The following is a 12,392-nucleotide window of genomic DNA, read 5'->3' on the forward strand; positions in this document are numbered from 1 at the left end:
ATGGGCGCCGAACTCCGGCGGCGGGCCGTCCACGCCAGCGGCGTCGGCTTTCCGGCGCTGTACCTGCTGGGGCTGGTCGAGTGGCGGACGCTCGGCTACCTCCTCGTCGTCGGCTCCGCCGTCGCCGCGGGACTGGAGGTGGTGCGACTACTGGTCGGCCTCGACTGGGCCGTCTACGAGACGCTCACCCGGGAGTACGAACGGGACAACGTCGCCGGCTACGCGCTCTACATGTTCAGCATGACCGCCGTCGCGTGGGCGTTCGATCCGCTCATCGCAGTCCCCGGGATGCTCATGCTCGTCATCGGCGACCCCGTGAGCGGTCTCCTGGGATCGAACGACGCGGGACGAGCCAAACGCGCTGGCGTCCTCGCGGCCATGTTCGTCGTCTGTTTCTCGCTGGCCACACTAGTCTTGGTGAGGGGCGCTGCGCTCCCGCGGGCGCTCCTCGCCGCGGCCGTCGGCGCGGCGGGCGCCACCGTCGCCGACGGCTACACCCCCGTCGTCCGTGGGTACGTCCTCGACGACAACCTCACCATCCCGCCGGTGGCCTGTCTGGGCATCTGGCTCGTCTTGCGTGGACTCGGGGGCTGAACTCGGACAGTGCTCACACCGGATAACGATCCCGCCACGGACGGTGGCGCTCCAGTGCGGCACTCGCCGCGAGGACGTCGGCGTCGGCGAGCCGTCGACCGGCGAGTTGCATCCCGACCGGGAGCCCATCGACGAACCCGGCGGGGACGGACGCGGCGGGATGCCCGGTGAAGTTGTACGGCTGAGTAAGCACCCACCCTCGGAACGGTTCGACCTCGGTCCCGTCGATCGCGGTCGGCTCCTCGCCGTGCGGGAACGCGGTGGTGCCGAGGGTCGCGGACGCGATCAGATCGTACTCCGCGAACACGTCCTGCAAGCCGTCGAAGACGTCGGTGCGGACGCGATCCACACGCCGACGGTCGCTGGCGGTCGGGACCTCGGAGTCCATGACGAGGTCGACGAAGTACGGTCGGAGGCGGTCACGGTCCGCGCCGCGGGGATCGAGCCCCTGCGTTTCGAGGTCGTCCAGGAGCGACTGCCACAGTACGGTCGCCATCGTGTAATACGCGTCGAGGATCGTGGTCCGATCGTGGCCGAACTCGGGGTCGACCTCGTCGACGGTCGCACCGGCCCGCTCGAAGGCCGAGACGGCGTCGTCGAGGGTTTCCCGGACCGCCGGCTCGACCGGATAGGTCCCCAGCCCGGGACTGTACGCGATGTCGAGGTCGTCGACCGGGCGGTCGACGGCGGATCGATAGTCGTCGTCCCCGGGGACGGAGAAGGGATCGCGGGGGTGTGTCCCGGCCATGACCTCCAGAGCGAGGGCGGCGTCCTCGACGGTTCGTGCCATCGGCCCCTTGTGAAACATCGGCGTGTGGGTGACGAAGGCGTTCGGTCGCTCGACGTCCGGAACCAGTCCGTACGAGGGTTTCAGTCCGTAGACGCCACAGAGACTCGCCGGGGTTCGGATCGAGCCTCCGACGTCCGAGCCCTGTGCGAGCGGGACCAACGAGTCACCGAGCGCCGCCGCCGACCCCCCGGACGACCCGCCGGCGACCCGCGACGGATCGAACGGGGTCCCCGTCGATCCGACGAGACGGTTGTCCGTGGTCGTCCCGAGGCCGAACTCCGGCGTGTTGGTCTTCCCGACGACGACGGCACCGGCTTCCCTGAGACGGGCCACGAACGGGTCGTCCGCGTCCGCGATACGCTCCTCGAACAGCAGCGACCCCGACGTGGTGCGGACGCCCTCGACGTCGTCGAGGTCCTTGACCGCGACGGGGACCCCGTGGAGCGGCCCGATCGGGGCCCCGTCCTCGAGGGCTCGTTCGGCATCCGCGGCCATCTCGCGGGCGAGGTCGTCGGTGACGGTGACGAAGGCGTTCGTTCGGTCGGTGCGCTCGTGGATCCGGTCGAGATGTGCCTCGACGACCTCGCTCGGCGAGAGTGTTCGGTCGCGGACGCCCCTGGCGATCGCTGCGGCCGTCATTCGAGTGGGGTCTGTTGTCACGAGTCGAACTCCCGAACGGGCGAACAAAAATGGTTCTCCCTCGAGGGCGGATCCGCGGGGACGTCCGTCGGGGCCTCCGGGGCGTGTCGACCGCCCACGTACCGGCCGCCGTTCGGAAGATATTTGTATCGAGATAGGCTGTGTTCGTACAATGGACCGGACGACCCCCTCGTCCGCACTCGTCCGCCCCACCCTCGCAGTCCGGCGACCGCGACGACAGGGCCGTTAGGCCCACCTATCACTCCACTCCACCGGCAGTTTCGTTCTCCCTTTCCCACCGATCGACTCCACGAGCGTCCAGTTTTCCGTTTTATTCCAACAACGAAAGCATAGAATTTAAGTCTCCGAGGGCCGGATACGTCGATAATGACACGTGTGGCACTCGCGTTCTCCGGCGGACTCGACACGACAGTATGCGTCCCGCTCCTCGAAGAGGAGTGGGGGTACGACGAGGTGGTCGGCGTGACGGTCGACGTCGGCCAGCCCGAGGCGGAGTTCGCCGAGGCCGAGGAGACGGCCGAGGCGCTGGATCTGGAACACTACGTCGTCGACGCGAAGGCGGAGTTCGCGGCGCAGTGTCTCGACTCCGTGCGCGCGAACGCCACGTACCAGGGGTATCCGCTCGGGACGGCGCTGGCGCGGCCAGTCATCGCCGAGGCCATCCTCGACGTGGCCAAAGAGCAGGACTGCGATGCCGTCGCCCACGGCTGTACGGGCAAGGGTAACGACCAGTTGCGCTTCGAGGCCGTCTGGCGCGCGTCGGACCTCGACGTGATCGCGCCCGTGCGCGAACTCGGCCTGACCCGCGAGTGGGAGATCGAGTACGCCGACGAGAAGAATTTACCAGTTGAGGGCGGCAACGAGGGGGTCTGGAGCATCGACACGAACCTCTGGAGTCGGTCGATCGAGGGCGGCGACCTCGAACAGCCCGGTCACGTGCCGGGCGAGGAGATCTACGACTGGACGCGCTCGCCCGCGGGCGACAGCGAGGAGATCGAACTCACCTTCGAGAACGGCTACCCCGTCGCCGTCGACGGCGAGGAGATGGCCCCGATCGCGCTCATCGAACATCTCAACGAGGTGGCCGGCGAGTACGGCGTCGGGCGCACGGACATGATGGAGGATCGGATGCTCGGGCTGAAGGTGCGGGAAAACTACGAACACCCGGCGGCGACGACGCTCCTGAACGCCCACGAGACCCTCGAAAGCCTCGTACTCACGAAGGAGGAGCGCGACTTCAAGACACTCGTCGACGACGAGTGGTCACAGAAGGGATACGAGGGGTTGGTCGACGCGCCGCTGATGGACGCCCTGGAGGGGTTCATCGACGCGACCCAGCACCGCGTCACCGGCACGGTGACGATCCGGTTCGAGGGGGGCCAGGCCCGCCCGGTCGGCCGCGACAGCGAGTACGCGGTGTACGACGAGGCCTTCGCCTCCTTCAACACGGAGGACGTGGGCGATATCACACAGGCGGACGCGACGGGCGTGGCGAAGTACCACGGCTTCCAGGAGCGTCTCGCCGCGAAAGTGCTCGCGAAGGCGAAGGGTGACGGAACCGAAGCGGTGACCGACGGCGCGGCCTGGAGCGAGGAGTGATGCACGTCGGACTGCTGTACTCGCGGATCAGGCGCGACGAAAAGCTCCTGCTCTCGGAGCTTCGGGACCGCGACCACGAGGTGACGAAAATCGACGTCCGGAAGGAGCGGTTCAACATCGGCGAGGCGCCCGCGGCGTTCGACGACATCGATCTGGCGATCGATCGCTGTCTGGCGACGAGTCGGAGCAAGTACGTGACGCGCTTTCTCGACGCCTACGGCGTGCCCGTGATCAACGCCGCGGATACCGCCGAACTGTGTGCGGACAAGGTGAAAAACAGCCTCGTACTGGAGGACGCGGGCGTGCCGACGCCGAACACCGACGTCGCCTTCACCACCGACAGCGCACTGGAGTCCATCGAGGACTTCGGGTACCCCTGTGTGCTCAAGCCCGTGATCGGGTCGTGGGGGCGGCTGATGGCCAAGGTGGACAGCCGGAGCGCCGCCGAGGCGATCCTCGAACACAAGGCCACGCTCGGCCACTACGAACACAAGGTGTTCTACATTCAGGAGTTCGTCGAGAAGCCGGGGCGTGACATCCGCGTCGTCGCCACCGACGGCGAGCCGGTCGCCGCGATGACGCGCAGTTCGGACCACTGGCTCACCAACGCTGCGAAGGGCGGCGAGGTCGACGAGTTCGAGGTCGACGACGAGGTGGCGGCGTTGGTGGAACGCGCCTCCGACGCCGTCGGGGGCGGCCTACTGGGCGTCGACCTGATGGAGACGGGCGACTCCTACACCGTCCACGAGGTGAACCACACGGTGGAGTTCAAGGCGCTCGACTCCTGTGTCGACTTCGACGTGCCCGCACGGATCGTCAACTGGCTGGAGACCAAAGCGGAGACGGAGGAAGCGACCGCATGACCCACACCGCGAGCGTCGTCGGCGCCAGCGGCTTCACCGGCGGCGAACTCCTCCGCCTGCTCGACGGCCACCCCGAGTTCGAGGTGGTCCAGGCGACCAGTCGGAGCTACGAGCGCAAGACGATCGGTCACCAGCATCCCAACCTCCGGGGGATGGACCTCCGCTTTACCTCGCCCGACGACCTCGACTCGGTGGACGTCCTCTTCGCCGCGACGCCCCACGGCGTCTCGATGGAGCGCATCGACGCCTTCCGGGACGCCGCGGACACCGTCGTCGATCTGAGCGCCGACTTCCGCCTCGCCACCGAGGGGCAGTACGACGAGTGGTACGACGGCCACGACCGGCCGGAACTGCTCGCCGAGGCGGAGTACGCCCTGCCGGAGATCAACCGCGAGAACCTCCGCGGGGCGGAGCTGATCGCCTCCGGTGGCTGTAACGCGACGGCGACGATCCTGGGGCTGAAGCCCCTCTTCGACGCCGGCATCCTCGCCGGCGACGAGCGGGTGGTCGTCGACGTGAAGGTCGGCTCCTCGGAGGGCGGCGCCGGCGGCGGCGCGGCCTCCTCACACCCCGAGCGATCGGGGATCGTCCGCCCCTACGCCCCGACCGGCCACCGCCACGAGGCCGAAATCGAGCAGTTCCTCGGGCTCTCGGTGTCCTTCACCGTCCACGCGGTGGACATGACCCGCGGCGCCGCCGCGACCTGTCACGTCTTCCCCGACGATCCGGTACGGAAGAAGGACCTGTGGAGCGCCTACCGCGAGAGCTACGGCGACGAACCGTTCATGCGCACCGTCGCCGGCGGTGGCGGCGTCTACCGCTACCCCGAACCGAAGGCGGTGGCGGGCACCAACCACGCGGAGGTGGGCTTCGAGATCGATCCCGGCAACGAGCGGGTAGTGGTGTTCTCGGCCATCGACAACATGATGAAGGGCTCGGCGGGACAGGCGGTCCACGCCGCGAACATCGCCCTCGGCATCGAGGAGACGGCCGGACTGGAGTTCCAGGGACTCCACCCGGTGGGGGCACCCTGACATGACTTCGGGACCCCCTCGCCACCGGAGGTGGCTCGCGTGACCGTCGTCGTCAAGATCGGTGGCGCGAAAGCCGTCGACCCGGCGGACGCGGTCACGGACGTCGCGGACCTCGTCGCCGACGGCGAACCCGTCGTCGTCGTCCACGGCGGGTCGACCGCGGTCGACGACCTGCTGGACCGCCTCGACATCGACCCGACGTACGTCGAGACGCCGGACGGCGTCGTCGGGCGGTTCACCGACGAGGCGACGATGGAGGCGTTCACGATGGCGATGAGCAAGGTGAACACCGACCTCGTCGCGACGCTCCGGGCGGCCGGGGTCGACGCAGTCGGGCTCTCGGGGGTCGACGGCGGCCTCGTCACCGGCGCCCGGAAATCCGCGGTGCGAGTGATAGAGGACGGCAAGAAGAAGATCAAGCGCGGGGACCACTCGGGACGGATCGAGTCGGTGAACGCCGAACTGCTCGAAACACTGCTGGCGGACGGCTACACCCCCGTCACCGGGCCCCCGATGCTCGCCGACGACGGCGTGCCGGTGAACACGGACGCCGACCGCGCGGCTGCGGCCGTCGCCGGTGCGCTTGGCGCGACGCTCGTCGTCCTCACGGACGTGGCGGGCGTCTACGCCGAGCCCGACGATCCGTCGACGCTGATCGACGCGGTGACGACCCCCGCGGAGTACGACGCGCTCACCGACGCCGCGGAGGGGTTCATGACCAAGAAAGTGATGGCGGCGACGGAGGCCCTGGAGACGGGCGCGTCCGAAGTGATCGTCGCCGACGCCAACGCCGAGGCGCCCGTGACGGGCGCCCTCGGCGGTGGCGGCACACACGTGTACGCGAGCGCACTGGAGAGGGAGGACACATGAGCGGATTCGTCTTTTCGGAGAAACCGATCGGCATCGAGCGCGGCGAGGGGGCGACCCTCTACGCCGACGATGGAACCGAGTATCTGGACTTCGGCGCGAGTTACGCCGTCGCGTCCGTGGGTCACTGTCACCCGCGGGTCGTCGACGCCATCAAGTCGCAGGTCGAGGACCTGCTGTACGTACAGGCGTCCTACCCCGTCGAGGCGCGGACGGAACTGTACGAGAAACTGGCGACGGTGTCGCCACCGGGGCTGGAGAACGTCTGGCTCTGTAACTCCGGTACCGAGGCCAACGAGGCGGCGATGAAGTTCGCCCGCAACGCCACGGGGCGGTCGAAGATCGTCGCCACCCGTCGGGGCTTCCACGGTCGCACCCTCGGCGCCCTGGCGATGACCTGGAAGGACAAGTACAAGAAGCCGTTCGAACCCCTCGCCGGCGGGATCGAGTTCGTCTCCTACGGCGACGGCGAGGAACTCGCCGAGGCAGTCGACGAGGAGACCGCCGCGGTCTTCCTCGAACCAATTCAGGGCGAGGGCGGCATCCACCCCGCCGATGAGGCGTACCTGCGTCGGGCCCGCGAGGAAACCGAGGCGGCCGGCGCGGCGCTGGTCTTCGACGAGATCCAGACCGGCGTCGGTCGGACGGGGGCGCTCTGGGCCTGTGAGCGGACGGGCGTCTCGCCGGACATCCTCACGACGGCGAAGGGGATCGCCAGCGGCCTGCCACTGGGCGCGACGGTCTGTGCGGACTGGATCGCGGACGCCGACCCCGAACACGGGTCGACGTTCAGCGGCGGGCCGGTGGTCTGTGCGGCCGCCAACGCCACGCTCGACACCATCGTCGAGGAGGATCTCCCGACCCACGCCGCGGACGTTGGGGACTACCTGATGGAGTCCATCGAGGACGCCGACCTCCCGATCCGAGAGGTCAGGGGGCAGGGACTGATGATCGGCGTCGAGGTGAAGCGGGGATCGAACCGTCTGCTCCGCGATCTGGCCCTCGAGGAGAGCATCCTCGCGCTGCCGGCCGGGCGGACGGTCCTTCGCCTGTTGCCGCCGCTGATCGTCGAGGAACACCACGCCGACCGGGTCGTCGACTCCCTGGAGGCGGTGCTCGGATGACGGTGAGCGAGTCGACGGCGGCGGAGTTGACCGACGCCCAGCGACTGCTGGTCGACCTCGTCTCCACTCCCTCCCCCTCCGGCGAGGAAGGGGACGCCGCGGCGCGGCTGGTGGAGTTCTTCGAGGCCCACGACCGCGAGGTGTGGGTCGACGAGGTGGGCAACGTCCACGCGCCGGCGGACGACACCGTCCTCCTGACCTCGCATCTCGACACGGTTCCGGGTGACGTCCCGGTGGAGATCCGGGACGATGGGGACGACCGGACGCTGTGGGGCCGCGGGAGCGTCGACGCCACCGGGTCGCTGGCGGCGATGGCCGTCGCCGCGGTGGCGACGGACGTGAGCTTCCTCGGCGTCGTCGGCGAGGAGGTCGACTCCCGGGGCGCACGGCACGTGATCGAGAGCGACCGTCCGGCGCCCGGCGCGGTCGTCAACGGCGAGCCGAGCGGGTGGACGGGCATCACCCTTGGCTACCGCGGCCTGCTGGCGGGGACGTACGTCGCCACCAGCGAGTCGGGACACACCTCCCGGCCGGAGAACAACGCGATCCAGGACGCGATGGACTGGTGGACGCGGGTCGAAGAGGAGTTCGACCCCGACGAGTACCTGCCCGTCTTCGAGCGGGTCACCTGCAAGCCCGTCGAGTTCGAGGGCGGCACCAGCGTCGACGGCCTCTCCGTCGAGGCGACGATGGAGGTCCAACTCCGCGTCCCGCCGAAGTACACCGTCGACGACGTGCGCGAGGTGGCCGACGGCCAACTCGACATCGGCACCGTCCACTGGTACGACCGAGTGCCACCGGTGATGGAGAGCCCGCGGACGCGCGTGGCGCGGGCGTTCCGGGCGGCCATCCGGGAGACCGGTGGCGACCCTCGCCTCCTGCGCAAGACCGGCACGGCCGATATGAACGTCTTCGCGTCGGCGTGGGACTGTCCCATGATCACCTACGGCCCCGGCGACTCGGACCTGGATCACGCGCCCGACGAACGCCTCTCGCTCTCGGAGTACGACCGCGCCGTCGACGTGTTGGTCGACGCCTGCGAGCGCCTCGTGGGGGTGGAGGGATGAGTGTCGAAACGACGGACCTACTCGACGTGGACGACCTGACGGCCGCCGAACTGGAGACGGTTCTCTCCCGGGCCGCGGCGATCAAGGCCGGGGAGGACGGGACCGACCTGACGCGGCAGACGCTCGCGATGGTGTTCGAGAAGCCGAGCACACGCACCCGCACCTCCTTCGAGACGGCGATGACGCAACTCGGCGGCCACGCCATCTTCCTCGGACCGGACGACATCCACCTCGGCAGCGGGGAGCCGGTGAAAGACACCGCCCGGGCGCTCGCGGGCTACGTCGACGCCATCATGGCGCGGCTGTTCGACCACGCGGACGCCGAGGAACTGGCCGCCTACGCCGACGTCCCGGTCGTCAACGGCCTGACCGACGACGCCCACCCCTGCCAGACGCTCGCGGACCTGCTGACGATCCGCGAGACGTTCGGCGGGTTCGACGACGTGACAGTCGCGTGGATCGGCGACGGCAACAACGTCGCCCAATCGTTCGTCCTGGGCGCGGCGCTGGCGGATCTGGAGGTCACGGTCACCACCCCACCGACCTACGGTGTCGACGGATCGGTGATGGACCGCGCGGCCGAACTGGGGCGGGCCCCTACGGTCGTCGAGGAACCTCACGACGCCGTCGCCGACGCCGACGTCGTCTACACCGACGTGTGGGTGTCGATGGGCGAGGAGGGCGTTCGCGAGGAGAAACTGGCGGCGTTCGAGGGCTACCAAGTGAACGCCGACCTACTCTCGGGGACCGACGCCAAGGTGATGCACTGTCTGCCCGCCCACCGCGGGGAGGAGATCACCGACGACGTCGTCGAGAGCGACCGGGCGATCGTCTGGCAACAGGCCGAGAACCGCCTGCACGCCCAGGCCGGCCTGCTCGTGGAACTGCTGGGGTAAGAGTACCCGCCCGGGACCCGGGTGGCGCCCCCGAACGAGCGCCGACCAACTTTTGTCAATAGTCCAACTAGTACTTCACTCTTTCGACGTCGTGTGTCCGTCGCGTCAGACCCCCGAACGGGGTTGTAGTCACCCGTCCTCCGAACGGCCATGGCGACGACGACACAGTCAGCCCACGAGACCGGGGAACCGAGCGGCAACTGGCGGGCGGGCGTCGTCGGCGGGAGCGTCGGCGCACTCGTCATGGGTGCGCTCGTCCTGGCGATGAACCCGCCGACGCTAGCGGTGGCGATCCCGTCGCTCTATACGCTCGCACCGCCCCCGAACCCGGGGCTCGGGATGGTCGTCCACGTCTCGCACGGCGCGGTGCTTGGCGTGGTCTTCGCGGCGCTGGTCGGGGCACTGGACGTAGAACGGCCGACACGGCTCGTCGGCGCCGGCATCGCCTGGGGCGTCGCGACGTGGATCGGTCTCGCGGCGCTGCTCATGCCCCTCTGGCTGAGCGCTGTGGGATCGCCGGCGTCGCCCCCGTTTCCCAACTTCGCGCCGCCGTCGCTCCTGTGGCACGGCGCCTACGGCGCCGTGCTGGGCGCCGTCTACGTCGCGACCGAGGACGCACTCTGACTGCCGAGGGTTTTAATCCCGGCGCGCGCTACCCGGTGTCGTGGCAGACACCGCGGGACACGAGCGGTTCTTTCCGTACGAATCGCCGTATCCGAACCAGCGCGAGGCGATGGACCGCATCACCAACGCGCTGGCTCGCGGCCAGGACGTGCTGCTCGAAGGCGCGCCGGGGACGGGCAAGACGCTGTCCGCGCTGGTGCCGGCCCTCGCCCACGCCCGCGAGGAGGACCGGACGGTCGTCATCACGACGAACGTCCACCAGCAGATGCGGCAGTTCGTCGAGGACGCCCGCGCCATCCGGACACAAGAGCCCATCCGGGCGGTCGTCTTCAAGGGCAAGGCCTCGATGTGCCACCTCGACGTGGGATACGAGGAGTGCCGGAGCCTCAAGGAGACCACCCGTTCGCTGGTCGACGCCGAGCGTGACCGCCGGGAACTCGCCGAGCGGAGCGAGGTCCTCCTCGACGAGGTACGAGCGGGCGAGGACGGGGCCGCCGAGGCCCGCTCGGCCGTCGTCGACGAACTCGAAGGGGTAGAAGAAGAGATCGCGGAGCTGGAGGCGGCCAACGTCTGTGAGCATTACCGCGCGAACCTCACGCGGGACACCGACGCGTTCCACGACTGGCTGTTCGAGGACGTGCGCACGCCCGATGAGATCTACGCCTACGCCGACGAGCGGGGGCTCTGTGGCTACGAACTCCTCAAGGAGGGGATGGAGGGGATCGACCTCGCAGTCTGTAACTACCACCACCTGCTCGATCCCTCGATCCGCGAGCATTTCTTCCGGTGGCTCGGGCGGGACCCCGCCGAGGTGATCACGGTCTTCGACGAGGCCCACAACGTCGAATCCGCGGCACGAGAGCACGCGACGCGGACGTGCTCGGCGCGCACCCTCGAGGGGGCGCTCGCCGAACTCGACGAGGCCGACGACTCCCGGGCCGGGCGGGCGAAGAACGTGCTCTCGGCGTTCCTGACCGGGCTCGAGACGGCGGTGGACGACGCCCTCGGCTTCGGGGAACGCGAACAGGTCGGCGAGAACTGGCACGAACTCGGGATCGCCAACGACGACCGGCGGGACGACCTCACGCTCGCCTTTCTCGACGCCTACGAGGGCGAGGGGATCGACGCGGAGATCGATCTCGCGCGACAGGTGGGGGAGGCGCTCGACGAGGCGTACGAGGAGGCCTATCGTCGGGGCGAGACGACCACCCGAAAGGAGTCCGCGACCCTGCAGGCGGCCGGCTTCGTCGCCGACTGGATGGGCCAGGGGACGAGTCTGGGGCGCCACCCGATGGCCGCGGTGCGTCGCGACGCGGGCACCGACGAGGTGTACGGCCGGGCGGAACTCTACACCGCGATCCCGCGACAGGTGACCGAGGGGCTGTTCGACGAGGTGGCCGCGAGCGTGCTAATGAGCGCGACGCTCCGGCCGTTCGACGTACTCGCGGACGTCCTGGGGCTGTCGGACCCGGCGACGCTCGCCTACGGCCTGGAGTACCCCGAGGAGCGCCGGCGGACCTTCGCCGTCGAGGGGCCGGCCCTGTTCGCCAGCGACCGGGACGACCCCGAGACGCAGGCGACGGTGGCCGAGACGCTCGGCGACGTCGTCCGCATGACTCCGGGGAACGCGCTCCTGTTTTTCCCCTCCTACGGCGAGGCCGAACGGTACCACGACCTGGTCGACGCCCCGAACGCCTACCTCGACGAGGCGGGGACGCCCACGGAGGACCTCCGACAACGGTTCGTCGACGACGACGGGGCCGCCCTGTTCACGTCGCTGTGGGGCACCCTCGGCGAGGGGGTGAGTTTCGACGGCGACGACGCCCGGAGCGTCGTCGTCGTCGGCGTCCCCTACCCGAATCTCTCGGAGCGACTTGGGGCAGTCCAGGACGCCTACGACCGGGCGTACGACGACCGGCGGGACCCGGGGTGGCGCTACGCCGTCGAGATTCCGACGATCCGCAAGACGCGACAGGCGCTCGGGCGGGTGATCCGCTCGCCGGACGACTACGGGGTGCGGGTCCTGCTCGACAAGCGCTACACGCGCGCCGGTCGTGACATGGGGAAGTACGGCGTCCGCGACGCGTTCCCGCCGGAGGAGCGGGACGAACTCATCGACGTGACGCCCGAGAAACTCAAGTTCGCGACGCTGAACTTCTTCGCGGACCTCGACGCCTACGACGGCGACCCGCCGGCGCCGTGAGACGCCACGCCCCGCTACGGATGCCTCAACGCGCCGATATCGTCCGAAAAGCATTTGTCAGCCAAACCGCT

The 12,392-nt window shown here is 69.2% G+C and carries 11 protein-coding genes; 10 read left to right on the plus strand and 1 reads right to left on the minus strand.

The window, feature by feature from the left end; translation table 11 throughout:
- On the plus strand, positions 1-594 hold the full coding sequence (locus tag NBT82_RS14985; protein WP_251328912.1) for a diacylglycerol/polyprenol kinase family protein: 594 nt from the start codon (positions 1-3) through the stop codon (positions 592-594).
- A 13-nt stretch (positions 595-607) separates the two neighbouring features.
- On the opposite strand, the gene NBT82_RS14990 is transcribed toward NBT82_RS14985, so the two are convergent.
- On the minus strand, positions 608-2,044 hold the full coding sequence (locus tag NBT82_RS14990; RefSeq protein WP_251328913.1) for an amidase: 1,437 nt from the start codon (positions 2,042-2,044) through the stop codon (positions 608-610).
- Positions 2,045-2,410: 366 nt separating this feature from the next.
- On the opposite strand from NBT82_RS14990, the gene NBT82_RS14995 reads away from it, so the two are divergent.
- From NBT82_RS14995 to NBT82_RS15035, 9 genes are all read left to right on the plus strand, one after another.
- A complete protein-coding gene (locus tag NBT82_RS14995) occupies positions 2,411-3,643 on the plus strand; it encodes an argininosuccinate synthase (protein ID WP_251328914.1) in 1,233 nt (410 codons plus the stop codon).
- Positions 3,643-4,506, plus strand: coding sequence for a lysine biosynthesis protein LysX (gene lysX, locus NBT82_RS15000; RefSeq protein WP_251328915.1), 864 nt, complete (start codon positions 3,643-3,645; stop codon positions 4,504-4,506). The genes NBT82_RS14995 and lysX overlap by 1 nt, the downstream gene beginning before the upstream one ends.
- Positions 4,503-5,540, plus strand: coding sequence for an N-acetyl-gamma-glutamyl-phosphate reductase (gene argC / locus NBT82_RS15005; RefSeq protein ID WP_251328916.1), 1,038 nt, complete (start codon positions 4,503-4,505; stop codon positions 5,538-5,540). The genes lysX and argC overlap by 4 nt, the downstream gene beginning before the upstream one ends.
- 39 nt (positions 5,541-5,579) lie before the next feature.
- The gene (locus NBT82_RS15010) at positions 5,580-6,410 is read left to right on the plus strand and encodes an acetylglutamate/acetylaminoadipate kinase (protein ID WP_251328917.1); all 831 of its coding nucleotides are present in this window, start codon (positions 5,580-5,582) and stop codon (positions 6,408-6,410) included.
- Positions 6,407-7,531: an aspartate aminotransferase family protein gene (locus NBT82_RS15015; RefSeq protein ID WP_251328918.1), complete on the plus strand. Its 1,125-nt coding sequence runs from the start codon at positions 6,407-6,409 to the stop codon at positions 7,529-7,531. The genes NBT82_RS15010 and NBT82_RS15015 overlap by 4 nt, the downstream gene beginning before the upstream one ends.
- Before the next feature lie 2 nt (positions 7,532-7,533).
- Complete coding sequence (locus tag NBT82_RS15020) at positions 7,534-8,598, plus strand: [LysW]-lysine hydrolase (RefSeq protein WP_425601773.1); 1,065 nt, start codon at positions 7,534-7,536, stop codon at positions 8,596-8,598.
- The gene (gene argF / locus NBT82_RS15025; protein WP_251328920.1) at positions 8,595-9,494 is read left to right on the plus strand and encodes an ornithine carbamoyltransferase; all 900 of its coding nucleotides are present in this window, start codon (positions 8,595-8,597) and stop codon (positions 9,492-9,494) included. The genes NBT82_RS15020 and argF overlap by 4 nt, the downstream gene beginning before the upstream one ends.
- A gap of 150 nt (positions 9,495-9,644) precedes the next feature.
- Entirely contained in the window at positions 9,645-10,118 is a 474-nt protein-coding gene (locus NBT82_RS15030; RefSeq protein WP_251328921.1) for a DUF6789 family protein, read from the plus strand.
- 40 nt (positions 10,119-10,158) lie between these two features.
- The gene (locus NBT82_RS15035) at positions 10,159-12,321 is read left to right on the plus strand and encodes an ATP-dependent DNA helicase (protein WP_256476620.1); all 2,163 of its coding nucleotides are present in this window, start codon (positions 10,159-10,161) and stop codon (positions 12,319-12,321) included.
- The last annotated feature ends 71 nt before the right edge of the window (positions 12,322-12,392 follow it).

This window comes from Haloplanus sp. HW8-1 (assembly GCF_023703795.1).
Taxonomy (GTDB): Archaea; Halobacteriota; Halobacteria; order Halobacteriales; family Haloferacaceae; genus Haloplanus; species Haloplanus pelagicus.

Bases quoted from the DNA above. Each gene is read 5' to 3' on its own strand.
- NBT82_RS14985 (WP_251328912.1), top strand. From the start codon at position 1: ATGGGCGCCGAACTCCGGCGGCGGGCCGTCCACGCCAGCGGCGTCGGC.
- NBT82_RS14995 (WP_251328914.1), top strand. From the start codon at position 2,411: ATGACACGTGTGGCACTCGCGTTCTCCGGCGGACTCGACACGACAGTA.
- lysX (WP_251328915.1), top strand. From the start codon at position 3,643: ATGCACGTCGGACTGCTGTACTCGCGGATCAGGCGCGACGAAAAGCTC.
- argC (WP_251328916.1), top strand. From the start codon at position 4,503: ATGACCCACACCGCGAGCGTCGTCGGCGCCAGCGGCTTCACCGGCGGC.
- NBT82_RS15015 (WP_251328918.1), top strand. From the start codon at position 6,407: ATGAGCGGATTCGTCTTTTCGGAGAAACCGATCGGCATCGAGCGCGGC.
- argF (WP_251328920.1), top strand. From the start codon at position 8,595: ATGAGTGTCGAAACGACGGACCTACTCGACGTGGACGACCTGACGGCC.
- NBT82_RS15030 (WP_251328921.1), top strand. From the start codon at position 9,645: ATGGCGACGACGACACAGTCAGCCCACGAGACCGGGGAACCGAGCGGC.